The following is a 24,989-nucleotide window of genomic DNA, read 5'->3' on the forward strand; positions in this document are numbered from 1 at the left end:
TATTCTAGATAGAACTGATTCCTGCTTCATAAATGAAATCTCTTTTTATTTTGGAAATTATTACGCAGTATTTAAAAATAGGCTATTTTAATTTTAAAGAATAAGAATAGCCTTTCAAAATAGCGTAATATGTGGTAAATTTCTTGTAACACCTATGCAAATAGGGTATAATACATATTGGTGTATAGTAAACGTGAATTCAGATTATGAAAGGACATTCTTATGAGTAAGCCCCAACAAACAATAGAAAAGGCTGTTTCATATCAAGGGATTGGCCTTCATAGCGGTGAACCAGTACATATGGTTTTCAGACCTGCACCTGAAGATACAGGAATTGTGTTTGTCCGCACGGACATTGAAGGTCATCCTTCTGTGCGAGCACACATTGATAATGTGACGAACACTATGCGCGCTACCACATTGGAAAATGGTGAGGCAAAGGTATTCACTGTAGAGCATTTGATGGCAGCGTTCAGTGCTATGAATATTGATAATTGTTATATAGAAATAAATTCTCCAGAGCCTCCTGTAGGTGATGGCAGTAGTGCTGTTTTTATAGGCCTTATTGAAGAGGCTGGTATTAAAGAACAAGCAAAACCACGTCAAGTATATAAAGTTAAACGATCACATGGTATTTATGATGGTGATCGATTTGTAGTCGTTTTGCCATATGATGGCTATCGAATGACTTTCACATCTATTAATAGTCATCCGTTGCTTGGCACACAACAATGTGACTTTGAAGTATCTCCTGAATATTTTAAAGAACATATTGGAGCTGCAAGGACTATTGGCTTTATGAAAGAGTTAGAACAATTACAGGCCATGGGCCTTGCAAAAGGCGGTAGCCTAGATAATGTATTAGTCTATGATGATGAAAAATGTTTATCTGTACCACGCTTTGATGATGAATTAGTTCGTCATAAGGCGCTAGACGTTATAGGTGACTTATTCTTATTAGGACCAATAGAAGGTCATGTAATTGCTTTGAAATCGAGTCATGAATTAAATTCTAGATTGGCTCGCAGTATAATGGAAGAAATAAGGGAGACACAGCCATGATTCTTAATCACGAAGATATTTTAGAAATTTTACCTCATCGTTACCCAATGCTTTTGGTAGATCGAATTGTTGAGTTAGAACCTATGAAACGTGCTGTGGGCATTAAGAATGCTACATTCAACGAATTGTTCTTCCAAGGTCACTTCCCAGGTAACCCAGTAATGCCAGGTGTATTGCTTATAGAAGCAATTGCTCAAGTTGGCGGTATTGCTTTATTGTACCCAGAAGAAAACCGTGGTCTTACTCCAATGTTTACAGGTATTGATAAAGTACGTTTCCGTCATCCAGTAAAACCTGGTGACCAAGTGCGCATGGAAGTTGAAATCGTTAAGATTAAAGGCAAAATGGGCAAGGTAGAAGGCCGTGCCTATGTAGGCGATAAATTGTGCGCTAGTGGTGAATACATGTTTGCCCTTGTATAATAGAATGAGGAGTGATTGTAGTGATAGTTGTAGGCATGGAAAATGCAGAATCCAACATCCATAGTACAGCCATAGTCCATCCAAATGCTAAATTGGGCAAAGATGTAATCGTAGGCCCCGGAGCTGTAATCGGCGAACATGTCGAGATTGGCGACGGCACAAAAATTGGTGCAAATGTTGTAATTGGTGGTTGGACAACCATTGGCAAGCGTTGTGAAATTTATCCAAACGCATCTGTTGGGTTGGAACCGCAAGATTTAAAATTTAAAGGCGAAAAAAGCTATTGTAATATTGGTGATGAAACGGTTATCCGTGAATTCGTGACTATTAGCCGTGCTACTGGAGAAGGTGAAGAAACACGAGTGGGCAATAACTGCTTGCTTCAAGCATGTACACATGTGGCTCATAACTGTATCGTTGGTAACAATGTAATTATGAGTAACTGTGCAGGTCTTGCTGGACACGCTATCGTTGAAGATCGCGTGGTAATTGGCGGCCTTGCTGGCATTCACCAATTTGTTAAAATCGGTCGCAATGCAATGGTTGGCGGGATGGCTAAGGTAGTACAAGATATTCCACCTTATGTTATCGCTGATGGTCAACCAGCACGTGTTATCGGTCTTAACTCTGTAGGCTTATCTCGTGCGGGTATTTCTGAGGAAGTACGCCGAGATTTGAAACAAGCTTTCCGTATTATTTATCGCTCTGGTTTTAGTTTGTCCAAAGCTATTGAAGAGATGGAACTGCAACTAGATTCTTCCGTAGAAATTGAAAACTTATTACGCTTCTTGCGCAATGCCGATCGTGGCATTATGCGTACACGTCGCGACTAAATGTAAGGACCTCGTATTATGTGCGAGGTCTTTTTGTGTGCTAAAAAATTCTGATAAAATGATGAAGAAAAGGGCATAAACCTTGGTGTTTTAATGGTAAAAAGTGGCTATTTATAGTACAATATATTGTATATGATTATGTCTTTTTTTAGTCAAATCATTATAAATTTGAGATTACTAATTGATATATAGGCCATAGAGCCATCTAGGAGGTAAAGTCTTGGCAAAGGTAGGATTAATTGCGGGCATTGGTGCTTTGCCTGTAGAATTCATGCGTGCCGCTCATGTATTAGGCCACGAAGTGGTTGTTATTGGTGTGGTACCTGATATTGACCCAGCTTTAAAAGCTGAGGCCGATGCTTTCTATGATATTAGTGTTGCTAAGTTAGGTAAAATCTTCAAGACCTTAAAAAATGAAGGTGTTGTTGAGTTAACTATGTTAGGCAAAGTAACTAAGGAAATACTTTTTAAGGGCCTTAGCTTTCCAGATTTGAAAACATTAGGTATTCTTAAACGGTTAAAGAATCGCAAGGATGATACGATCATGCTTGCCATTGTTGATGAAATTGAAAGAGAAGGTTTTAAAGTATTAGATCAGACAGTATACTTAAAACCATTTATGCCTAAGGTCGGTGTATTTTCAAAAGCACAGCCAACCGAAGAACAATGGGCAGATATTTGCTTTGGTTTTGAATTAGCGAAACAAATGGGCGGCCTTGATATTGGGCAAACTGTTGTTGTTAAGCATAAAGCGGCGATGGCTATTGAAGCTATTGAGGGTACTGATAAATGTATTTTGCGCGGTGGTGAGCTTGGCCGTGGTGAGGCTGTTGTAGTAAAAACAGAGAAACCAAATCAAGATGTGCGCTTTGATGTGCCTGCAGTCGGTATAAAGACATTGATGTCCATGATTGATAGCGGATGTAAAGTGCTTGCTGTTGAAGCTGAAAAAACTATTTTTGTACAACAACAAGATGTACTTGATATGGCCAATCGTCATGGTATTGTTATTTGTGCTGTAGACCAAGAATTTGTAAATTCCAGAAAGGATGCAGAATGAAAGTCATGTTTTCTGCCGGTGAAGCATCCGGTGATACTCATGCGGCAAGTGTTGCCAATGCATTGAGAGAAATAGATCCTTCTGTAGACATGTTTGGCATGGGCGGCACCTTGATGGAGCGCGCTGGTGTTCGCATTGTATATGACATTAAAAACCTTGGCGTTATTGGTATTGTTGAAATTGTGAAATCCTTACCAAAATTCTTTAAGTTACGGACGTACTTAAAACGCGTCATGTTGAAGGAAAAACCAGATATCCTCGTTTGTGTAGATTATCCTGGGTTTAATATGAAACTTGCTGCTGTAGCACATGAACTGGGTATTCCAGTTCTGTATTATATTGCTCCTACGATTTGGGCATGGCACAGCAGTCGTGGAAATACAATTCGCAAGTATGTAACAAAGGTTGCATCCATATTCCCCTTTGAAGCTGAGGCGTATCGCAAATATAAATGCGATGTAGAGTTCGTAGGTCATCCATTATTAGATATCGTACATCCTACGATGACTAAAGAGGAGGCTGAAGAATACTTTGGGGCTCGTAAAGACGCTAAAAAGGTATTACTCATGCCTGGTAGTCGCAAGCAAGAGGTTTTATCTCTACTTGATACGATGTTAAAAAGTGGTGAGCAATTGATGGCAAACCATGAAGATATTCAATTCTTCTTGCCTCGTGCACACACCATCGATCGTAGTGAGTTAGAAACTTTCATCGATGCTCATAAGGTGCCTGTTACGATTACAGAAGACCATACATATGATTTGATGCAAATTTGCGATGTGTGCCTTGCCGCATCAGGAACAGCTACATTAGAAACGGCTATGATGGAATTGCCTACCGTTTTATTGTATCGCGTATCTCCAATTACGTATGGTATTGGTAAGATGGTGGTCAATGTAACACATGTAGGTTTGCCTAATATTGTGGCTGGTAAAGAAGTAATTCCTGAATTGTTGCAAGATGCTGTTACACCAGAGGCAATTGTATCCTTAGTAGAACCACTCATTAGTGATGTAGAAAAGAACGAAGCTATGCGTAGCGAATTGCGTGAGGTACATCATAAATTAGGTGAGCCTGGTGCCGTAAAACGAGTAGCACATCTTGTATATGATCTCGGTAAGGAGAAATGTAATGAATAGTTATTCTAGGCTTTTATACTTTGTAAAGCCTTATTATAAGCGTATGATCTTTGCAGTATTCTGCATGATTGTTGCTGCTGCGGCCTACTTGGTAGTCCCTTGGCTTATTAAAAATGTAGTAGACCAAGTATTAGATGAAAAGAATATGTTTATGCTGAACCTCATTGTAGGTGCTATCATTCTAATATTCTTAATTCGTGGCTTTGCTACATATGGTCAAACCTATAATATGTCCTACATTGGACAACGCGTCATTATCGATGTACGTGAGGCCATCTTTAATCATTTACAAAAATTAAGTCTATCTTATTTTGATCGCCGTAAAACAGGCGTTATCATGAGTAATCTTACGAATGACGTTGCTGCCTTGCAAACCGCCGTAGTAGATAATTTGATTTCCTTTATTACGGAATCTGTAACACTTATTGGTTCCTTGGTGTCTATGCTTCTCATCGACTGGAGCTTGACACTCGTTACCTTTATTACCGTACCAGTGGTATTGGTGATTATTAATGTATTTGGTAAAAAGCTTCGCTTTGCAGGCCATGATGTACAAGGTCGTATCGCTGATATTACGGCACTTTTACAAGAGGTCATCAGTGCAATTCGTGTTGTAAAATCCTTCTCTCGTGAAGATTTTGAGCGCAAGCGCTTTGAAGACGAAAATGATCGTAACTTTAGAGCCGTTATTAAAGCCACTAAATTAACTAGTTTGTTAAGTCCTATGGTTGAGTTCTCTGCAGCTATCGCTATAGCGGTTATTCTCTGGTACGGTGGCTATTCCGTAGTAACTGGTACAATTACGGCGGGCTCTTTGATCGCCTTCCTGATTTATGCTATCAACTTGTCCAACCCAGTAAAACGTTTAAGCCAAGTATATGGCAATATTCAAAAAGCGTTGGCTGCGGCGGATCGTGTCTTTGAAATTTTAGATACTAAGACGGATGTAGTAGAAAAAGCTAATGCCATTACATTGCCTAATATTAAAGGTGATGTAGAATTTAAAGATGTATCCTTCTCCTATGATGGAGAAAAGATGGCACTAGAAAACTTCAACTTATCTGTTAAGGCAGGTGAAAGTGTAGCCCTCGTAGGTCCTTCTGGTGCGGGCAAGACCACTTTGGCAAACCTATTACCTCGTTTCTATGATGTTACAGGTGGATCTATTACCATTGACGGTTACGATATTAAGGATGTTACCTTCAAGTCCTTGCGTGAGCAAATCGGCCTTGTACCACAAGAAACTGTATTGTTCAATGCTACTATTAAAGAGAACATCTTGTATGGTCGTTTAGATGCAACTGATGAAGAGGTATATGAGGCGGCTAAAGCTGCTAATGTGCTTGAATTCGTTGAAAAGATGCCTGATGGTCTCAATACCCTCGTAGGCGAACGAGGCAGCTCCTTATCTGGTGGTCAGCGTCAAAGGGTTGCTATTGCACGTGCTATTTTGAAAGATCCTCGTATTTTAATTTTAGATGAAGCTACATCTGCATTAGATACAGAAAGTGAAAAACTTGTACAAGAGGCGCTCGATCGCCTCATGAAAGGGCGTACAGCATTTGTTATTGCCCATCGATTGAGCACTGTTCAAAATGCTCATCAAATTGTTGTACTTAATCAAGGTCGCTTGGTAGAGCAGGGGACTCACCAAGAGCTATTAGCTGTTGACGGCGGATTGTACAACCATCTCTATTCCGTTCAATTCTCCCACAAAGGATAACCATGTACTGGATATATAATATATTGCTCATAATCTATTGGATTGGATTGATACCGGTTATTTTATACCGACTCGCCTTTGAAGAAGGTTTCTATGAGCGTATCAAACAGAGTGCAGGCTATATGCCAGCCTCACTATTAAAGAAAATTGAAGGACGCCGTGCCATTTGGATTCATGCTGCTTCTGTAGGGGAAATTGTGGCTACTAGTCCATTGGTAAAAGAGATTAAAAAGGAATTTCCTGAAGCTGTTGTAGTTGTGTCTGTTGTTACTGCAACTGGTCATGCTATGGCACATCGAATCATTCCTGAGGCAGAAGGGATTATTTTCTTCCCTTTAGATTTGCCATATTTAACACGCAAAATTTTGCATATTATCAAGCCAATTACTATTTTGCTTGTAGAGACTGAAATCTGGCCTAACTTTTTGCGTATTGCTCAATCGGAAAGTATTCCGGTTATGATGGTTAACGGTCGCATTTCTGATCGTAGTGTGAAACGCTATAGATATATTAGTGCTTTCACTAAGGAAATGTTGCGTCCCATAGAGCGTTTCTGCATGCAATCAAAATTTGATGAGGCACATATTGAAGTACTAGGAGCCAAAAGATCTGATATTACCGTAACGGGTAATATGAAGTATGATCAAACGTATGCTAGCGTATCAGATGAAGAAAAACAGTCTCTTCTTGAAGAGTTTGGTTTTGGCAATAATCACCCTATCATCATCGCAGGTAGTACACATAAGGGTGAGGAAGAAACTATCTTTGAGACCTTTAAACAAGTCTTGCAAGAATATCCTCAGGCTCGCTTACTAATTGCACCTCGTGAGATATATCGAGGCCATGATGTTCAAACTTTAGCAAAACGTTATGAATTGAATGCTATTTGTCGTAGCGATATGACCGAGCCAGTTCATGAAGGGATACCTGTAGTTGTTTTAGATACTATTGGTGAACTAGGTCGTTTGTATAGTTTAGGGGATATCATTTTTGTGGGTGGTTCTCTTGTAAAAACTGGGGGACATAATATTCTCGAGCCTGCAGCACATGGCAAACCAATTCTTGTAGGACCATATATGTTCAATTTCAAAGAGATTTTCAGTTTATTAAATTCTCGTCATGCTTGTGAGCAAGTGAAGAATGGTAAAGAGTTAACCACTATGGTGTTACGTTTATGTAAAGACAAAGGTTTGGCAGCAGAAATGGGTCAAAATTGCCTTGATATTATTCGTGAGAATCGCGGTGCTACTCAACGTAATACACAAGAGTTGCGTCAATTATTCGAAAAACATCATATTGTCCCATAAGATAGATATGATTTGTTTCTTTAATCCATAATATTTCATAATAGGAGGGGTCACCTATGAGTGGGGAAGCATTATTTAAATCCATAGTTAGTGGTGAAAATCAATCCATATTAGGTGATATAGCTCGTTCTAGCTTAGGTTTTTTAAGTAAAGGTTATGAGAAGGCTATATCTATGCGCAATGCTAAATTTGATGAAGGCGAAGGCGTTACAAAAGTTACTGTACCTGTTATCAGCGTTGGTAATATTACGACTGGTGGTACTGGTAAAACACCGATGGTACGATTTATCTGTGATGTGCTTACCCAAAAGGGTCTTCATCCTACCGTGCTTAGTCGTGGTTATCGAGCAGAAGATAACAAGAAGAACATCATTATTTCTAAAGATGGCACAATACTTGTAGAACCAACTATTAGTGGTGATGAAGCTTGGTTACTTGCAAAGGTTTTGCAAAAATCTAATGTTATCATTGGCCGTGAACGATCGAAATCAGCAGAGATTGCTATTAATGAACTCGGAGCCGACTGTCTAGTAATGGATGATGGATTTCAACATCGCGCATTAGCTAGAGATATTGATATTGTACTTATCGATGCGTCTAATCCATTTGGCTATGACCATGTATTACCACGTGGTTTATTGCGTGAACCACTCAGTGGTTTACAACGGGCTAATATTATTGTCCTTATGAAGGTAGATCAAGTGGCACCAGGTATTGTGTCGGCTGTTCGTAAGCGCTTATCTCAACTGGTTCCCAATATACCTGTTTATGAAACTACACATAAGCCTCAATGTATGTATACGTTGGATGAGTGGGCTAACGGTACAGCTGGTAATCCAGTAGACTCCTATAAGGATCAGCGTATTATGGCTGTTAGTGGTATCGGTAATCCACACTCCTTTACGCAAACTTTGACTGACGTAGGATATAATGTGGTTCATACTTTACCATTTGGTGATCATCACGACTTCACCAATGATGATGTAGTAGACATTTGGAAAGAAGCGTTTGCACATCAAGCTGATGCAATTTGCATTACAGAAAAGGATGCGGTGAAGTTAAGTCAGTTGCATGCAATCGAAGACTTGAAAATACCGATTCTAGTGCTATCTATCGGGATTGAATTTGTTTTTGGGAAACAAGAATTCATAGAAAATTTAGAGATTTAGTGTATAATAATAAGATACACGAATAACAGAAATGGGGTTTTATTGTGAAGTTTGGATGTGTCATTCCTGCCCGTTATGGTTCTACTAGATTACCTGGTAAACCATTAGCTGATATTGCAGGAAAACCGATGATTGAACGCGTTTACGATAGGGTGTCTCAAGCAACAAAAACATCATGTACTATTGTTGCTACTGATGATGACCGCGTTTATTCTGCAGTTCAACAATTTGGGGGAACTGTTATGATGACAGATCCTAATCATCCGACAGGAACTGATCGATTAGCAGAGGTTGCTAGTCATTATACTGACTTAGATGTAGTTATCAATGTCCAAGGTGATGAGCCTATGATTGAGCCAAACCTTATTGATGACTTGGCCCAGCTTTTTGAAGAGGATCCAAACTTACAAATGGCTACCGTAGCTACTCCTTTATTAGAGGAGGAATACGATGAACCTTCAGCGGTAAAGGTCATTTTAAATAATCGTAATGATGCGATGTATTTTTCAAGATCTTTAATTCCCTATCCTCGCCATGATTTTGTGAGAACTCCATTAAAACATATTGGAATCTATGCGTATCGTAGAGGTTTCTTATTAAATTACGCCAAGATGGAGCCAACTGCTGCTGAGCAAACAGAATCGTTAGAACAATTACGAGCTCTTGAAAATGGCTATACTATTCGTGTTATTCTTACAGATAAACGATTTATCGGTGTGGACACACCGGAAGACTTAGCTCGTGTAAATGCAATTTACGAGCAAGAGGAGAAATAAATGAAAACAGTTCAAATTAAAGATATTACAGTAGGTGGTGGCAAAGGCTTATTTGTTCTTGCAGGACCATGTGTTATCGAGGATTATGATCGCACATTAGCCATTGGTAAACGGGCAAAAGAGATTTGTGAGCGTTTAGGTGTCCCTTACATCTTTAAAGCATCTTTCGATAAAGCTAATCGTTCTAGCTTTGGCTCCTTCCGTGGCCCAGGTCTAGACGAAGGTTTAAAAATGCTCGCTTCTATTAAGAAAGAACTCAACGTACCAGTTGTAAGTGATATTCACTCTATTGAGCAAATAGAGCCTGCTGCTGAAGTGTTAGATATTCTTCAAATTCCAGCTTTCTTATGCCGACAAACAGACCTTGTTTATGGGGCTGCTAAAACTGGTAAATGCGTAAATGTTAAAAAAGGCCAATTTATGGCACCTAAGGACATGGAAAATGTTCTTAATAAAATGAAAGAAACGGGTAATGAAAATCTTATGCTTACAGAACGTGGTTTTAGCTTTGGCTATAACAACCTCGTAGTAGATATGAGATCGTTCCCTATTATGCGCTCTTTTGACTATCCTGTAATCTTTGATGCTACTCATAGCGTTCAATTACCAGGTGGTGCAGGTACTAAATCTAGCGGTAATCGTGAATTTGTACCTAACTTGGCTCGCGCAGCTGTAGCTAGTGGCGTAGATGGCCTATTCTTTGAAGTACATGATAACCCAGAGGAAGCATTATCCGATGGTCCAAACATGTTGTATTTAGATCAATTCGAAGCTGTGCTACGCGATTTAGTAGCTATTGATAAAATCGTAAAAGGTTAGGGGCGGTATTTGTGACTATTTTAGAACAAGCGGCACAGGTGCTTCATGAGGAAGCTCGTGCTATAGAAGAATTAAGTTCTCGTTTGGATCACAATTTTGTAAATGCTGTAAATATGATTTTGGCTTGTAAGGGCCGTGTAGTATGTACAGGGATGGGTAAATCTGGTCATATTGGCCGTAAAATTGCGGCTACCTTAGCAAGTACTGGTACTCCAGCATTATTCATGCATCCTGGTGAAGGCGTACATGGTGATCTTGGTATGATTACAGAAGATGATGTAGTATTAGCCTTTTCTAATAGCGGTGAAACTGGTGAAATCATTAGTATTTTGCCATCCTTGCGTCGCATAGGTGCAAAATTAATCTGCATTGTCGGGAAACCAGAATCTACATTAGCTAAGAATTCCGACATCGTATTGTTGGCTGAAGTAGAACGTGAGGCTTGTCCACTAGGATTAGCGCCTACTACAAGTACTACAGTTGCATTGGCGCTAGGCGATGCATTAGCTGTATGCTTATTAGAGCGTCATCATTTTACACCGGAAAACTTTGCTGTATTCCATCCAGGTGGTTCTTTAGGTCGCAAGCTATTGCTGACTGTGGAAAATATCATGCATGGTGGTGAAGATAATCCTACTGTATTTAAAGGTGCTACTGTTCGTGATGCACTCTTTGTAATGACAGAAAAAGGATTGGGCGCTACTAATGTAATCGATGAAGAAGGGCACTTATTAGGCCTTGTTACTGATGGTGATGTTCGCCGTGGTCTTGATTCTGGCAGTAACTTCTTAGAATGGCCTGTAGAGGATATGATGACTGCTATGCCTCGCACTATTACTAAGGACAAACTGGCTGCTGAAGCTCTTCACTTGATGGAGAAAAATCAACCTCGTCCAATTACTGTTTTACCCGTTGTAGATGGTAATAATGTATGTCTTGGCATTGTTCATATTACGGATTTATTGCGTAGAGGCATTGTATAATGAATATTCAATGGATTGTTCTCGATGTGGATGGCGTTTTATCTGATGGATCTCTAGTTTATACATCGAGTGGAGAAGAGCTAAAATCTTTTTCTGTAAAAGATGGCTTAGGTTTAACAGCGGCTCGTAAATCAGGGATTAAACTTGCAATTATTACAGCTCGTATTTCCCCGATGGTTGAGCGTCGTGCTAAGGAGCTTCACTTTGATGTACTCCTTATGGGCCATGCTAATAAAACAGAAGCATTAAGAACTCTCTGTGCAGAACATCAAATCGATTTAGAGAAGATTGCATACATGGGAGATGACCTCAACGATTTGGGGGCTCTTCAAATAGTTGGTTTACCAATGGCGCCAAATAATGCGGTACCGGAGGTAAAACAATTAGCAAAATTTATTTCTACTGTTAATGGCGGTCAAGGTGCCGTAAGAGAAGCTGTAGAATATATCTTGAAAAATCAAGGATTATGGGAAACTGTCGTAGCAGACTATGCACGAGAGGCCCATGCTCATGGACAATAAAGGAGGTGGGCAGAATGAATAACGAATGGCAATACCATTTAGTTAAAGGCATTAGTTGGCTTGTCTGCCGACTGCCGTACAAGCTCATTTTGCTCATAGGCGCTAGTTTAGGTCCTGTATATGGATTCATAGCGAAGAAGCAAAAACTTAGAGGTATAAAAAATATTAAAATTGGCATGAACATGAATGATCAAGAGGCAGAACAATTAATTGATAAGCTGTTCAAAAATCTCGGTCGTAGTGCTATGGAAGTACTATACATGCCAAACCTAACAAAATCCTTTATCGATAAACATATTGAAATGCGTGGTGTCGAATATTTAGAAGACGCCATTGCTGAAGATAAAGGTGTTATCGTTCTTACTGGTCATGTAGGAAACTGGGAATGGATGGGCGCGGCTATGGCGGCTCATGGATACCCATCTACTACAATTGTTAAGAAACAACCGAATGCTCAATTTACACGTCTCATGAATGAGTATCGTGAGATGGTAGGGCTTGATGTATTTGCTAGTGGTGGCAACGAAATCGTTTCCGCTGCAAAGGCCTTAAAAAAGAAAAAACTGCTTGGCTTCTTAGCTGACCAAGATGGGTATATAAATGGTTTACCAGTTCCGTTTTTAGGTCAAGACTCCTCAGCGGTTATTGGGCCAGCTACATTTGCGAAAAAATTTGGTTCCCCTGTAGTTCCAATTTTTGCATCTCGTAAACCTGAAGGTGGACATATTGTTAACATTTTACCAGCATTGCATTATATTGAAACTGGTGATGAAGATGCAGATATGTATCGTCTAACTGAGGAATGTGTACGTGTTACTGAAGACTTTATCCGTCAGCATCCAGATGAATGGCTTTGGTTCCAACATCGTTGGATGACTAAGATGGATCAAATTATTGATTATGACAAGAAGATAGCTGCACGGGAGAGGGCACATGAAAAACAATAAAAAATTAATTGCCATTGTGGCCGCTATAGTGTTGGCTTTAGTGGGTCTTATCGTATATATTATGAAAGACTCTAATGAGGTTAGTACTACTCAAAATCAAAGTGGTCAACTTGTTAATTTCCAAGGTGCTGACCTACAAGAGGAAAAGGATGGCAAGTTAGTGTGGGCTTTATCAGCTGAAAAGATTGAATATGACCCACGGACAAAGGCCATAGTTTTGACTAATTTGAAGGGACTTTTCTATCAAGATGATGTGACTACTACTATTACAGCACCACATGCTGTATTGACAGGAGATCGTAATTCTCTTGATATTGATCAAGGCGTTACAGCTACCAATACGGAAGGGGCAGAATTTAAAACTGAAGCCCTTCACTTTGATAATAAAACGAAAACGTTGACATCTAAAACACCATTCACCTATAACAGTAAGGACGTAACTTTAACAGGGGATAAGTTAGAGGGCAATATGTCCTTGAAGATTATTAAAGCTATTGGCAACGCGAAGTTAACGAAGAAGTAATTGAGAGGAAATATGATGAATAAGAAAAAACAGATAGGTATGGCTATCTTAGCTATACTTATGACAGCATCTGTTACAGCTTGGGCCGCAAATAATGATCCATTAATGATTAGTGCAGATACATTATCTTATGACGGTAATACAGGACGTGCTGATGCAAAAGGTAATGTAGTAATCACTCAAGCTGATAAAACAATGACTGGTGCGAATGGTTGGTACAATACAAAAACTCAAGAAGCAAATCTTGATGGTGGCGTATCTATGATTGGTTCTGATATGGCTATGTCTGCACAATCAGTGCACAGCTATAATAATAATAAATTCACTGCTGATGGCGGTGTTCATTTACAACGTAGTGATCGTCAAATTTTTGGCGACAAAGTTGAATATAATACAGATACAGAGTATGGCCTTGTAACTGGTAACGCTCGCTTAATTGCAGAAGGTACTACATTGACAGGCGATAAAGTAGAAGGCTGGCTAAACGAAATTCGCGCAGTAGCACAAGGGAATGTAACATTCTCTAATCCAGAACGAAATGTATCTGGTTCTGCCGATCGAGCTACCTATACACAAACACCTAACCAAAATGATGGGGTAGTACTATTATCTGGCTCTGCACACGCCGTTCAAAATGGCAATGTGCTTAATGCACCTGAGCTTAAAATACGTTTAGCTGATGATTCTGCTGAAACATTAGGTGGACGTAGTACACTTATCATTGTTCCGAATCAATAAGGATAAAATATGTATATAGAAACCAAAAACTTAGTCAAAACCTTTAGTGGTCGCAATGTGGTAGATGGGGTGAGTCTGCGCGTTGATAAGGGGCAAGTCGTAGGGCTCCTCGGTCCTAATGGGGCGGGGAAAACTACATCATTCTACATGATTGTAGGTATTGAACGACCTAGTTCTGGTATTATTACCGTTGGTGGTAAGGATATTACCAATATTCCAATGTATAAACGAGCTGCTGAAGGTATTGGATACCTACCACAAGAAGCTTCGATTTTTCGATCTATGACCGTAGAGGATAATATTCGTGCAATGTTACAAACGACATCAAAGAAATCTGATGAAATTGAGGCTATTGTGGAGTCGTTACTTGAAGAGTTCAATATTGGTCATGTTCGAGATCGCATGGGGATGCAATTATCTGGTGGTGAACGACGTCGTGTAGAAATTGCTCGTTGTCTTGCTCTAGAGCCTAATTTTGTCCTTTTAGACGAACCATTTGCTGGTGTCGATCCAATTGCGGTAGCTGACATTCAACAAATAATCTTACATGTTAAAAATCGAGGTATAGGTATCTTGATTACAGATCACAATGTGCGTGAAACATTGGGGATTGTAGATAAAGCTTATATTTTGAGTAGTGGCAAAATTCTCCTAGAGGGTACCCCTGATGAAATCGCGAACAATCCAATCGCTCGTGAGCATTATTTAGGGGATAACTTTAAATTATAGGAGGGACTATGAGATTATTAGATAAATATATTTTAAAAGCCTTCGTAGGCCCATTCCTATTTGGTGTATTTGCTTTTACTAGTATTTTTATTGGTACAGGCACATTATTTAGAATTGCTCAATATATTACTGAATATGGGGCACCATTATTGCTTGTTATGAAAGCTTTTGTCTTGGCGTTACCAAGCATTGTTATCTTAACATTCCCTATGTCGGTACTATTGGCTTCTCTTATGACCTTTAGTCGTTTGAGTAGTACTAGTGAGATTGTTGTTATGCGTGCCGGTGGCCTTAGTTTCTTGCGTTTAGCGATGCCGGTGTATATCATTGCCCTCATCATTTCTATTGGGGCCGTAGCATTTAATGAGTTCGTCGTACCTCGTACGAACAATATGTATCAAACGATTGTACGCGAACAAATCATAAAAAATGCATCACCTCAAACACAAAATCATATTGTTTTGAAAACGATGAATGGTGATGAGTTGGGAACATTGATGTATGCTAAGAGCTATAATGCTGAAACGAAACAGTTGAGCATGATTACGGTGCAACAATTTGGCGAAGGCGGTAAGTTGCAGCAGGTTGAAAATGCTGATACGGCTATCTGGAATGGTCAATACTGGGTGATGCAGAATGGTATCATCTATGATTTATCTGCTGGTGATGGCGTAGAGAGAACTATGAAGTTCAAGGAACAATCCTTGCCGATTAAGTCTGCACCAAAGGATATTCAAGAAGATCAACGTAAACCAGAAGAATTAACGATTAAAGAGTTGCGTCATCAAATTAAAGCTTATAAGGCAGCCTATACAAATGCTAATAAGCTAGAAATGGAACTGTACCAACGTTTTACAATTCCACTTGCGAGCTTTGTGTTTGCTCTTGTTGGTGCTCCATTAGGTCTTCAAAAGCAACGTTCTAGTTCATCTATCGGCTTTGGTATTAGTATTTTAATCATCTTTATCTACTATGGTGTGATGACATTTGCCGGTGCTTTAGGTAAAGGTGGTGCATTGCCGACTTTATTGGCAGCACTAATACCTAATACATTAGGTGTCATTGCAGGTTTATATTTAAATTGGCGCGTATCGAAGTAACCTAGGAGAAAGAGCGAAACTAGAATTACGAAATCTAGTAGTATAATTGACTTGAACTATTGTAATCTTATGAAAGGAGGGACTCGATGTTAGTAGGTGTTAAAATTTTAATAATTATTGCCCTTATGGGTGGTCTAATAGCCTACATGGGGGATAAGTTAGGTACCAAAATTGGTAAGCGTCGCATGTCCCTCTTTGGATTACGACCTAAGCATACATCAATTATTGTTACGATTGTAACAGGGCTTTTAGTTGCGGCAGCTACGGTAGGCGTTTTAACCTTCACTTCTCAAAGTGTACGGACTGCATTATTCGGTATGGATCAGTTACGAGCTGATATGAAGCAACTGAATGAAGAGGTGGCCGCTAAGACACAAGAGCTTATTCGTGGACAAGCTTTGCTTGAACAAAATAAACAAGAGCTTGAGGAGCGAATGGCTGAGATAGAACGAATTCGCAGTGAAGTTGAAACAACTAAAGCTGAGCTCGCCAGTGCACAGGCTGCTAAAGATGCGACTGAAGCTGAGTTAGCAACACTTCAATCTTCATATGATGAAGTGTCTAAAAAGTTAGCTGATTTAGAAGCAATAAGAGCTAAGATGGAAGCTCATATTAAGAATCTACAGAGTACACAAGAGCAGTTGCAAAATGGCATCATTCATTTACGGGAAGGGACAATATTATTCCAAGTAGATCAATTGTTGGCCCAAGCTGTCGTTCGTCCTGGATTGAGTGCTGAAGATAGCAATGCAGCTATTAAAAACATTATTGATGATACTAATAAGTTAGTATTGCGCCGTCTAGGGATAGAAGATCAAGGACAATCTGTAGTATATGTTGATCGTCAAAATCTTGAGGTTGCTACTCAAAAGCTAATTGATTCTAAGACACCTATGGTTGTTCAGGTTGTAGCGGCAGGAAATATTATTTCTGGTGAGCCTGCAGTGGCAGTTATCCAAGTGTATCCACAACAATTTATATTTAAAAATGGAGAAGTAATCCACTCTGCTGTAATGGATGGAGGCCCTAATGCTCAATCTGCTATGCTTCAATTTTTAAAGCAAGTAAATGAAAAGGCGAGAGCGAAAGGCATTATTCCAGACTCTTTATCTGGAGATATTGGGACGATACCAGGGGATGATTTATTTACTGCTATTAGGCGTGTCAGCACAATGAATGGTAAGGTTCATGTAGAAGCATACGTTGATGGTGATACGTATTCTTCTGGCCCTGTACATCTTAAATTGCGCATTACCCAAATGCCTGTTTTTAATGATAAGGCTAAAATGCAAACTTATTAATCTGCTAAAGATATATTGGTTTCTTATATTATAAAAAAGAAGGTCTTATGCAAATTTTCACATAAGACCTTCTTTTTGTGTTAAAATATAACTATTGTATTTACAATGAGGATAGTTAAATGACTGAAAATGTATATATTTTAGCAGTAGATCCAGGTAGTGAAAAAACTGGTGTGGCTATCGTGACACCTAGTGGGGTTATGGTATGTCGCAACATTATTTCTACGAAGACCTTCAATGATGATATTGAACGTCTATTAACAGAATATTATGGAATCGTTCATATTGTATGTGGTAATGGTACGAATCATAGACATTTGTATCCATCACTTCAACAAATTGGACGTAATCATAAAATTACTACAAGCTTAATCGATGAGTCTCACAGTACAGAAGAGGCGCGAAAACTATATTGGGCATATAATCCTCCTACAGGGTGGCGTAAGTTTGTTCCCACATCTATGCAGTTTCCACCTGAACCTGTAGATGATTTAACAGCTCTTGTTATTGGATTGCGCTATACAAAGCAGTTGGCTCAATATGCCGCAGAAGTAAAAGAACAGACAATAAGCTCTAGTGAGTTAGAAGAAAAACGATTACATGCTATGGAGCACTTATACGGAAAAGGAGATATACATGAAAAGTGAAATGTCAACGCATAACTGGTTAAACATTATTATGCGTTGTGTAATGATGATTTTAGGAGCCTTAATCTATACGGTGGGCTTAGATTTATTTTTAGTACCCAATAACATCATCGATGGTGGTGTAGTAGGTATTTCTTTGATGGCTGCGGAACTATCTGGTATATCCTTTAGTATCTTTGTAGTACTTATCAATTTACCATTCTTGTATTTAGGCTATAGAGCAATTGGTAAAGGATTTATCTTATCCACATTATTCTCTATTGTCTGGATGGCAGTATTTTCTAAGTTTGTCCATAATTATGAACCTATTACAACAGATCCATTCTTAAGTGCTATCTTTGGTGGTATTATTATAGGTATTGGGGTAGGTCTTATCATTCGAAATGGTGGCTCTTTGGACGGTGCTGAAATCGTAGCTATTATTTTTGCTAAGAAATCGACTTTCTCCGTAGGTGAAATCGTGATGGCTATGAATTTAGTCATCTTTGGTGTAGCGGGCTTTGTATACAGCTGGAATAGTGCAATGTATTCTTTAATTGCTTATTTCATTGCTTATAAGATGATTGATGTAACAATTACAGGTCTTGAAGAATCTAAGGGCGTTATGATTATTACTGATGCGGATAATTCTAAAGATATTGCAGATGCATTAAATGCGAAGTTCAATCGTGGTGTTACAATCATGTATGGTGAAGGTGGTTATTTAAAACAACCGAAGCATGTATTATACTCTGTAGTAACTCGTCTTGAGATTACAAGATTAAAGGATACTGTTTATGAAGTAGACCCAACTGCGTTTATTACCATTCAAGATGTACATGATGTCTTTGGTGGACGATTTACGAAAGATGGTCATTAAGGGGGGAATATGAGTAATAAATTAGGTAATACAATAATAAAAGAAATACTAGATTGGATTTATGCTATCGTGTTAGCATTGGTTATTGCTATGGTAATTCACATCTTCTTGATTCAACCAACACGTGTGTCTGGTGAATCTATGGAAGACACATTACACAATGGCCAATATTTAATCGTCACAAAATGGCACCATATTATGAACGAAATGCCAGATTACGGTCAAATTGTTATCATTGATAGTCGTGTTAACCGTCCTCGCACTTGGATAGATGATGTGAAAGAACCATTGATGAACTATGCATCTATCTTTAATAAAGCGGCTCAAACTAATGATGTATGGGTAAAACGCGTTATCGGCCGTCCTGGTGATGTCTTGGAATTTAAAGATGGTCATGTATGGCGTAATGGGGAACAATTACAAGAGCCATATACTAAAGAGCCCAAAATGAACTATACTCGGTCTACGCCAGTAACAGTTCCAGAGGGGCATGTATTTGTAATGGGGGATAATCGAAATCACTCTAGCGATAGTCGTTTTATCGGCCCTGTTCCTGTAGATCATATTTTAGGATTTGTATCCTATGCAATTTAACAATGGTAAAAGCCTATCTATTGATGTAGTAACATCGTAGATAGGTTTTTTTCTTAAAATTATGATAACCCTAAAATATTGTAAAAGGTATATAGAGGTATGCATTGGCGTTTAGAGTTGTATAAAGCTAAAAGAAGGAAATATTTTAAATAAGAATAGTAAACTACATATTTATAAATAAAAATATTTAATATTAATACTATAAATTAGTAAAATTAATTAATAGGGCGTGTTAGTTGTATGAAAAAATTAAAAAAATAAATTCTAAAAATGAAATTGCATCAAATTTAATTTTAAGAAATACAGTAAAAATCTATGTTTATAAGCTTATTTTTATTCATGAACGAAATTTCATCAAATTTAGTTGCGTAAAATACTTTACAAACTTTTGGTGTGGTGGTATATTCACATCACAGAAAGGCAACACCACAAAGAGGTTGAGCTAAGATAGATAATTTAGTTGAGGAAACGTGGACACTCCTAATAGATCTTTCATAGTGATACTAATTATGTAGTGAATGTCTTCTGCGTATATAAATTCTTATTTATAAGAAAGAAGGAATTCATTATGAAAAAACAATTTGCTACAATTTTTGCAGCAACAGCAGTATTAGGTGTAACAACAGCATTCGCTGCAAACCCATTCTCCGATGTAACTCCAGATAGCTGGGCATACCAAGCAGTATCCCAATTAGCACAATCTGGTATCGTTAATGGTTACCCAGATGGCACTTTCAAAGGCCAAAACAACATCACTCGTTATGAAATGGCTCAAATGGTAGCTAAAGCAATGGCTAACCAAGATCGCGCTAATGCAGAACAACAAGCTATGATTAATCGATTAGCTGATGAGTTCTCTAACGAGTTAAACAGCTTGGGCGTTCGTGTTTCTCGCTTGGAAGACCGCGTAGGTAATGTAAAAGTAACTGGTGACTTACGTCTTCGTCAACAAGGTTCTGAAGATAGCGGCGTATACTCCGATGGTAAATCTTTAACAGATGGCCGTGCACGTGTACAATTCAATGCTAAAGTAAATGACAAAACTGAAGCAGTTGTTCGTGTGAAAGGTAACTATGAATTTGGTGATTCTACTAAAGGCGCTGATGCAACAATCGATCGTGCTTATGTAGACCACAAATTTGGTAATAACGTATCCGCTAAAGGTGGTCGTTTCCAACAAACAATTGGTGGCGGTTTAATGTACGATGATACATTCGACGGTGCTCAATTGAATGTAGGCAATGATAAAGTTCAAGTACAAGGTGCATATGGTTACATGATGGACGGCGCTGCTGATGGCAACTCCAAATCAGATAATCCTTCTGTAGCCTATGTAGGTGTTAAAGGTAAAGTTGGTCAAGAATCTACAGTTGGTGGCTTCTACTCCAAATTATCTAGCGGCAACTTGAATCACAATGGTTCTTCAGTAGCTTCCGATAGCCAAAACGTATACGGTTTCAATGCGGACTTCCGTAAAGATAAAGTATGGGTTGGTGGTGAATGGTTGAAAGCTTCTAACGTAGATAACTCTCAAGCTTGGACAGCTGGTGTTGGTTATGGCAACTATGATATCTCTAAAAAAGGTACATGGGATGTAAAAGGTCAATACTTCAACCAAAAAGCTAACGCTCCAATCGTAAGCTCCACTTGGGATCAAGCATATGACTTAACAAATACATCTAATGGTTACAAAGGTTACATGGCTAGCGTAGACTATGCAGTACAAGATAACGTAGGCTTATCTGCTGGGTATGGTTTCAACTCTAAAGACCAAAGCGGTAATGATCTTTCCGATTTCTACCGTGCAGAATTAAACTACAAATTCTAATTCCCTCACAAACAAAAAAAGACTTCTTCGGAAGTCTTTTTTTGTTGCATAAAAGTCTTATATAATATATTTTGTATATAATAGTATATATATAGTAAAATAAATTTATATATAATATAGGAGAGAAAATCGAATTAATTAGTGTTTAGTCAGATTTATTACACAATATATTGTATGAGGTATTTATGAACTATTTTTGCATAAAATCTTTAACGATTTATTAATAGCGGGCTTATTAATTAGTTTTACTTAATAATAATGATGATAAATAATATCATTTAAACAGAATCTTGATAAATTTAATAATTTTATTGAAAAAAATTATTCCTCATAAAACTAGATATTATCTAAATTTGAAGGCATTTTAAATTATAAATTTTAAATAATGAGAACGAAATTGAGAAAAAAGGGTTTACACGAAAATTAGGTTATGCTAATATCACCCTACAAGAAGTAACAAACACATAAAACGAAGAACTTCGATGTAGAATGTGGCGAGGAAACGTGGACACTCCCAGAAATTCTTAATCTGAAGAACAGAGTGGAATGTGAATGTTATAACTTGTAACATTTTATTTTCTATTTTTTTTTCAGAAAGAAGGAATTCAACTATGAAAAAACAATTCGCAGCAATCTTTGCAGCAACAGCAGTTTTGGGTGTAACTACTGCATTCGCAGCTAACCCATTCTCCGATGTAACTCCAGATTCTTGGGCATACCAAGCAGTTTCTCAATTAGCAGCTGCTGGTATCGTTAACGGTTACCCAGATGGCACTTTCAAAGGCCAAAACAACATCACTCGTTACGAAATGGCTCAAATGGTAGCTAAAGCTATGGCTAACCAAGACCGCGCTAACGCTGAACAACAAGCTATGATCAACCGTTTGGCTGATGAATTCTCCAACGAATTGAACAACTTGGGCGTTCGTGTAGCTCGTTTGGAAGACCGTGTTGGTAACGTAAAAGTTACTGGTGATGCTCGCCTTCGTTACCGTGATGCTGAAGATGCTAACTCCAAATTCGACGCTCGTGCACGTGTACAATTCAACGCAAAAGTAAACGATCGCACTGATGCTGTAGTTCGTGTAACTTCTGGCAACTTCGAATTGGGTGACTCCACTACTGGTGGTAATGCAGACGCTCAAATCGACCGCGCTTATGTTAACCATAAATTCGGCGAACGCGTATCCTTGAAAGCTGGTCGTTTTAACCAAGTTATTGGTGGCGGCTTAGCATTCGATGGCACATTCGACGGTGCTCAATTCAATGCTGGTAACGACAAAGTTAACTTCCAAGCAGCTTATGGTTACATGGTATCTGGTGATAAAGCTCTTGCAGAAGGTGCTACTACAACTAAATTGACTAAAGACCAAAACGTAACTAACACTTACGTTGGCTTAAACGGTAAATTAGGTAACCACACTACAGTTGGCGGTTTCTACGATCGTGTAAACCAAGATACTTCTAATGGTTACAAAAACATCTACGGTTTCAACGCTGATGCTAAATTCGACAAAGTTTGGGTTGGTGGCGAATGGTTGAAAGACTCCAATGTAGATGATTCTCAAGCTTGGACTGCAGGTCTTGGCTATGGTAACTACAACATCGCTAAAAAAGGTACTTGGGACGTTAAAGCTCAATACTTCAATGCTAAAGCTAACGCTCCTATCGTTGATACTACTTACAACCACTTCTACACTACAGATGCTAAAGGTTGGATGGCTTCCGTTAACTATGCATTGCAAAACAATGTTGGTTTGTCCGCTAACTATGGCTTCAACTGGAAAGATCAAGACGGTGCAGAATACGGTGACTTCTACCGTGCAGACCTTAACTACAAATTCTAATTTGATAGTTAACCATATAAAAGGGACTCCTTCGGGAGTCTCTTTTTATTATGCGTAAAATATATAAAATTATGTGAAATTGATATAATACTTTTTATTTTGCTATTTATGATTATAAATCATTTGCTGTTTTATGAAGTTTATACTTAATGGAAGCCTATAAAAGATAAAGTTGCTAATAGATTTTAACACTATATTTTAGATATAATTATTAATTAACTTCAACGATGGAATAGCTTTATTTCTATGTATATAACAGCCATAAATGGTATAATAAAGAGTATTAGATTTTCCTGTAAAGGAGGCATAGATGAATCCTTCTTTTTCTCATATTAAAATGGTGGCTATTGATTGTGATGAAACATTGGTCCGTAGCGATAATACGGTATCTAACTATACTATAGATGTGTTACACCGCTTACAGCAGAAAGGCATTGCTATCACTATTGCTACGGGGCGTATGTACCAGACCGCAAAACCCATTGGCAGAGCCTTAAAGCTTGGTAATGTACCGATGATTTTATTTTCAGGTGGTCTTATTCAAGAATTAGAAACGAGGCGTAAGCTATTTGAACAAACTGTTTCCATTCAGGCAGTACATCGTATTTTTGATTTAGCTAAACAATATAATTGGCATATTCAATCCTATGTGAATGATCACTTATTATGCCATCATAAAACATGGCAGGCTGATCTCTATGAAACCCAAACAGGTGCTAAAGCAGAGTTTTTAGGAGATGATTTATATAGCTTAACATCAGAACCTAATAAATTAATTGCTATCGATACGGTAGAAGGCATTGATAGAATTATTGATACCTTAACGCCTTTGGTGGGAGATGTAGTTACATTAGTTCGCAGTCAAAGTGACTTTTTAGAAATCATTGCACCGAATGTATCTAAAGGGCGTGCTTTGGCACAGTTAGCTTTTGATAATCACATTGGTTTAGAAAATATTATATCCTTTGGAAATGCTGAGAATGATATATCAATGCTCAGTGAAACCGGTTATTCAGTAGCTGTAGAGAATGCTACAGATTATGTTAAATCAGTAGCTCATGCAATTTGCGGTCACCATAATGAAGATGGTGTGGCTCGTTGGATCGAAGAGAATCTTTTATAATGGAGTAAAACTATGGAAGCATTTCGTTTATTAATTGTTACAGGTATGTCTGGTGCCGGTAAGACGCAGGTATTACAGGCTTTAGAAGACATGGGCTATCTATGTATTGATAATATTCCACCTGTACTTATTCCTAAATTAAGTGAAATTTGTCGTCAAGGTGGGGAACGGACTAACCGTGTTGCTCTAGTGGTAGATATCCGAGGGGGAGAATTTTTTGAAGCCCTTTCTTCTTCTCTTGAAATATTAAAAGAAATGAAAGTGGATTATGAGATTGTCTTTATGGATGCTACTGATGAGACTTTAATTAGACGATATAAAGAAAGTCGTCGCAGCCATCCATTGGCTCCAGATGGACTAATCACTACAGGATTAAAAGAGGAGCGTCAGATTCTAAATTCTGTACGTCATAAAGCAGACTTCATTATTGATACAACGAATATGAAAACTGCTACTCTCAAAGAATATTTAAAAACCCGTTTCACTCAAGTGGATGAAGGCCTTGGCATGTCTATTACAGTTGTAAGCTTTGGTTTTAAATATGGTATTCCACTAGATGCTGATATGGTTTGGGATGTAAGATTCTTACCAAACCCATTCTATATTCCCGATTTTCGTCATAAAACAGGTCGCGTAAAAGCAGTTAATGAATATATTCACTCCTTTGAGGTTACAGAAGAATTTAAAAAGCGTTATTTTGATACTATTGATTTTTTAGTGCCTAATTATGAACAAGAAGGTAAATCTCAATTCATTATTGCTGTTGGTTGTACTGGTGGTATGCATAGGTCTGTGGCTATGGCAGAAGCATTATATTCACATCTTTTAGAAAAAGGGTATCGTGTTTCTGTAGAACACCGAGATATGATGAAAAACAATGTAGAAGAAGATTATAATCCTCATGAGATTAAAACACTTGGTAACTAGATAGGGGTTATT

At 38.3% G+C, this 24,989-nt stretch carries 25 protein-coding genes; all 25 read left to right on the forward strand.

What is annotated here, in order from left to right; translation table 11 throughout:
• Window positions 1–222 precede the first annotated feature (222 nt).
• The 25 genes from lpxC to rapZ all read left to right on the forward strand — a co-directional run bounded on the left by lpxC (window position 223) and on the right by rapZ (window position 24,977).
• The gene (gene lpxC, locus RWZ05_RS04090; protein ID WP_314642368.1) at window positions 223–1,062 is read left to right on the forward strand and encodes a UDP-3-O-acyl-N-acetylglucosamine deacetylase; all 840 of its coding nucleotides are present in this window, start codon (window positions 223–225) and stop codon (window positions 1,060–1,062) included.
• Complete coding sequence (fabZ, locus tag RWZ05_RS04095; protein ID WP_314642371.1) at window positions 1,059–1,484, forward strand: 3-hydroxyacyl-ACP dehydratase FabZ; 426 nt, start codon at window positions 1,059–1,061, stop codon at window positions 1,482–1,484. The genes lpxC and fabZ overlap by 4 nt, the downstream gene beginning before the upstream one ends.
• A gap of 20 nt (window positions 1,485–1,504) precedes the next feature.
• Window positions 1,505–2,317, forward strand: coding sequence for an acyl-ACP--UDP-N-acetylglucosamine O-acyltransferase (gene lpxA, locus RWZ05_RS04100; protein WP_314642373.1), 813 nt, complete (start codon window positions 1,505–1,507; stop codon window positions 2,315–2,317).
• 220 nt (window positions 2,318–2,537) lie between these two features.
• Entirely contained in the window at window positions 2,538–3,377 is an 840-nt protein-coding gene (locus RWZ05_RS04105; RefSeq protein ID WP_314642376.1) for a UDP-2,3-diacylglucosamine diphosphatase LpxI domain-containing protein, read from the forward strand.
• Window positions 3,374–4,516 carry a lipid-A-disaccharide synthase gene (gene lpxB / locus RWZ05_RS04110; RefSeq protein WP_314642377.1) on the forward strand — a complete coding sequence of 381 codons (1,143 nt, stop codon included), beginning with the start codon at window positions 3,374–3,376 and terminating at the stop codon, window positions 4,514–4,516. The genes RWZ05_RS04105 and lpxB overlap by 4 nt, the downstream gene beginning before the upstream one ends.
• Complete coding sequence (gene msbA, locus RWZ05_RS04115; protein ID WP_314642378.1) at window positions 4,509–6,239, forward strand: lipid A export permease/ATP-binding protein MsbA; 1,731 nt, start codon at window positions 4,509–4,511, stop codon at window positions 6,237–6,239. Before lpxB ends, msbA begins: the two co-directional genes overlap by 8 nt.
• Window positions 6,240–6,241: 2 nt before the next feature.
• Window positions 6,242–7,546 carry a 3-deoxy-D-manno-octulosonic acid transferase gene (locus RWZ05_RS04120; protein ID WP_314642379.1) on the forward strand — a complete coding sequence of 435 codons (1,305 nt, stop codon included), beginning with the start codon at window positions 6,242–6,244 and terminating at the stop codon, window positions 7,544–7,546.
• Window positions 7,547–7,602: 56 nt separating this feature from the next.
• Window positions 7,603–8,715, forward strand: a complete 1,113-nt coding sequence (lpxK, locus tag RWZ05_RS04125) for a tetraacyldisaccharide 4'-kinase (RefSeq protein ID WP_314642382.1) — start codon at window positions 7,603–7,605, stop codon at window positions 8,713–8,715.
• A 44-nt stretch (window positions 8,716–8,759) separates the two neighbouring features.
• Entirely contained in the window at window positions 8,760–9,491 is a 732-nt protein-coding gene (gene kdsB, locus RWZ05_RS04130; RefSeq protein WP_314642384.1) for a 3-deoxy-manno-octulosonate cytidylyltransferase, read from the forward strand.
• Window positions 9,492–10,310 (forward strand): 3-deoxy-8-phosphooctulonate synthase, encoded by an 819-nt coding sequence (gene kdsA, locus RWZ05_RS04135; protein WP_314642387.1) that lies wholly within the window; start codon window positions 9,492–9,494, stop codon window positions 10,308–10,310. It abuts the gene before it with no gap.
• A gap of 11 nt (window positions 10,311–10,321) precedes the next feature.
• Window positions 10,322–11,293 (forward strand): KpsF/GutQ family sugar-phosphate isomerase, encoded by a 972-nt coding sequence (locus RWZ05_RS04140; protein ID WP_314642391.1) that lies wholly within the window; start codon window positions 10,322–10,324, stop codon window positions 11,291–11,293.
• Entirely contained in the window at window positions 11,293–11,814 is a 522-nt protein-coding gene (locus RWZ05_RS04145) for an HAD-IIIA family hydrolase (protein ID WP_314642393.1), read from the forward strand. The genes RWZ05_RS04140 and RWZ05_RS04145 overlap by 1 nt, the downstream gene beginning before the upstream one ends.
• A gap of 14 nt (window positions 11,815–11,828) precedes the next feature.
• Window positions 11,829–12,761: a lysophospholipid acyltransferase family protein gene (locus RWZ05_RS04150; protein ID WP_314642395.1), complete on the forward strand. Its 933-nt coding sequence runs from the start codon at window positions 11,829–11,831 to the stop codon at window positions 12,759–12,761.
• Window positions 12,748–13,284, forward strand: a complete 537-nt coding sequence (gene lptC, locus RWZ05_RS04155; RefSeq protein WP_314642398.1) for an LPS export ABC transporter periplasmic protein LptC — start codon at window positions 12,748–12,750, stop codon at window positions 13,282–13,284. The genes RWZ05_RS04150 and lptC overlap by 14 nt, the downstream gene beginning before the upstream one ends.
• A gap of 12 nt (window positions 13,285–13,296) precedes the next feature.
• Complete coding sequence (locus tag RWZ05_RS04160; protein WP_314642399.1) at window positions 13,297–14,022, forward strand: LptA/OstA family protein; 726 nt, start codon at window positions 13,297–13,299, stop codon at window positions 14,020–14,022.
• 9 nt (window positions 14,023–14,031) lie between these two features.
• Window positions 14,032–14,751, forward strand: coding sequence for an LPS export ABC transporter ATP-binding protein (lptB, locus tag RWZ05_RS04165; protein ID WP_314642401.1), 720 nt, complete (start codon window positions 14,032–14,034; stop codon window positions 14,749–14,751).
• A gap of 8 nt (window positions 14,752–14,759) precedes the next feature.
• On the forward strand, window positions 14,760–15,851 hold the full coding sequence (locus RWZ05_RS04170; RefSeq protein ID WP_314642402.1) for an LptF/LptG family permease: 1,092 nt from the start codon (window positions 14,760–14,762) through the stop codon (window positions 15,849–15,851).
• Window positions 15,852–15,937: 86 nt separating this feature from the next.
• On the forward strand, window positions 15,938–17,152 hold the full coding sequence (locus tag RWZ05_RS04175) for a DUF3084 domain-containing protein (RefSeq protein ID WP_314642403.1): 1,215 nt from the start codon (window positions 15,938–15,940) through the stop codon (window positions 17,150–17,152).
• A 119-nt stretch (window positions 17,153–17,271) separates the two neighbouring features.
• Window positions 17,272–17,799, forward strand: a complete 528-nt coding sequence (locus RWZ05_RS04180) for a hypothetical protein (protein WP_314642404.1) — start codon at window positions 17,272–17,274, stop codon at window positions 17,797–17,799.
• Window positions 17,789–18,658 (forward strand): YitT family protein, encoded by an 870-nt coding sequence (locus tag RWZ05_RS04185; RefSeq protein ID WP_314642406.1) that lies wholly within the window; start codon window positions 17,789–17,791, stop codon window positions 18,656–18,658. The genes RWZ05_RS04180 and RWZ05_RS04185 overlap by 11 nt, the downstream gene beginning before the upstream one ends.
• A gap of 9 nt (window positions 18,659–18,667) precedes the next feature.
• A complete protein-coding gene (gene lepB, locus RWZ05_RS04190) occupies window positions 18,668–19,252 on the forward strand; it encodes a signal peptidase I (protein WP_314642408.1) in 585 nt (194 codons plus the stop codon).
• Between the two features lie 568 nt (window positions 19,253–19,820).
• Window positions 19,821–21,080, forward strand: a complete 1,260-nt coding sequence (locus tag RWZ05_RS04195) for an S-layer homology domain-containing protein (RefSeq protein WP_314642409.1) — start codon at window positions 19,821–19,823, stop codon at window positions 21,078–21,080.
• Window positions 21,081–21,691: 611 nt separating this feature from the next.
• Window positions 21,692–22,927, forward strand: coding sequence for a putative porin (locus tag RWZ05_RS04200; protein WP_314642411.1), 1,236 nt, complete (start codon window positions 21,692–21,694; stop codon window positions 22,925–22,927).
• A 310-nt stretch (window positions 22,928–23,237) separates the two neighbouring features.
• Window positions 23,238–24,050: a Cof-type HAD-IIB family hydrolase gene (locus RWZ05_RS04205; RefSeq protein ID WP_314642412.1), complete on the forward strand. Its 813-nt coding sequence runs from the start codon at window positions 23,238–23,240 to the stop codon at window positions 24,048–24,050.
• 12 nt (window positions 24,051–24,062) lie between these two features.
• Window positions 24,063–24,977 carry an RNase adapter RapZ gene (gene rapZ, locus RWZ05_RS04210; protein WP_298695832.1) on the forward strand — a complete coding sequence of 305 codons (915 nt, stop codon included), beginning with the start codon at window positions 24,063–24,065 and terminating at the stop codon, window positions 24,975–24,977.
• Window positions 24,978–24,989 lie beyond the last annotated feature (12 nt).

Source organism: uncultured Veillonella sp. (genome assembly GCF_963543145.1).
Lineage (GTDB): Bacteria > Bacillota > Negativicutes > Veillonellales > Veillonellaceae > Veillonella.

Coding starts and splice junctions, on each gene's coding strand:
- RWZ05_RS04170 (WP_314642402.1), top strand. CDS start 14,760: ATGAGATTATTAGATAAATATATTTTAAAAGCCTTCGTAGGCCCATTC.
- RWZ05_RS04120 (WP_314642379.1), top strand. CDS start 6,242: ATGTACTGGATATATAATATATTGCTCATAATCTATTGGATTGGATTG.
- fabZ (WP_314642371.1), top strand. CDS start 1,059: ATGATTCTTAATCACGAAGATATTTTAGAAATTTTACCTCATCGTTAC.
- RWZ05_RS04185 (WP_314642406.1), top strand. CDS start 17,789: ATGAAAAGTGAAATGTCAACGCATAACTGGTTAAACATTATTATGCGT.
- RWZ05_RS04145 (WP_314642393.1), top strand. CDS start 11,293: ATGAATATTCAATGGATTGTTCTCGATGTGGATGGCGTTTTATCTGAT.
- RWZ05_RS04160 (WP_314642399.1), top strand. CDS start 13,297: ATGATGAATAAGAAAAAACAGATAGGTATGGCTATCTTAGCTATACTT.
- msbA (WP_314642378.1), top strand. CDS start 4,509: ATGAATAGTTATTCTAGGCTTTTATACTTTGTAAAGCCTTATTATAAG.
- lptC (WP_314642398.1), top strand. CDS start 12,748: ATGAAAAACAATAAAAAATTAATTGCCATTGTGGCCGCTATAGTGTTG.
- RWZ05_RS04205 (WP_314642412.1), top strand. CDS start 23,238: ATGAATCCTTCTTTTTCTCATATTAAAATGGTGGCTATTGATTGTGAT.
- lpxC (WP_314642368.1), top strand. CDS start 223: ATGAGTAAGCCCCAACAAACAATAGAAAAGGCTGTTTCATATCAAGGG.
- kdsA (WP_314642387.1), top strand. CDS start 9,492: ATGAAAACAGTTCAAATTAAAGATATTACAGTAGGTGGTGGCAAAGGC.
- RWZ05_RS04175 (WP_314642403.1), top strand. CDS start 15,938: ATGTTAGTAGGTGTTAAAATTTTAATAATTATTGCCCTTATGGGTGGT.
- RWZ05_RS04150 (WP_314642395.1), top strand. CDS start 11,829: ATGAATAACGAATGGCAATACCATTTAGTTAAAGGCATTAGTTGGCTT.
- RWZ05_RS04200 (WP_314642411.1), top strand. CDS start 21,692: ATGAAAAAACAATTCGCAGCAATCTTTGCAGCAACAGCAGTTTTGGGT.
- rapZ (WP_298695832.1), top strand. CDS start 24,063: ATGGAAGCATTTCGTTTATTAATTGTTACAGGTATGTCTGGTGCCGGT.
- RWZ05_RS04195 (WP_314642409.1), top strand. CDS start 19,821: ATGAAAAAACAATTTGCTACAATTTTTGCAGCAACAGCAGTATTAGGT.
- RWZ05_RS04180 (WP_314642404.1), top strand. CDS start 17,272: ATGACTGAAAATGTATATATTTTAGCAGTAGATCCAGGTAGTGAAAAA.
- lepB (WP_314642408.1), top strand. CDS start 18,668: ATGAGTAATAAATTAGGTAATACAATAATAAAAGAAATACTAGATTGG.
- lptB (WP_314642401.1), top strand. CDS start 14,032: ATGTATATAGAAACCAAAAACTTAGTCAAAACCTTTAGTGGTCGCAAT.
- lpxK (WP_314642382.1), top strand. CDS start 7,603: ATGAGTGGGGAAGCATTATTTAAATCCATAGTTAGTGGTGAAAATCAA.
- lpxB (WP_314642377.1), top strand. CDS start 3,374: ATGAAAGTCATGTTTTCTGCCGGTGAAGCATCCGGTGATACTCATGCG.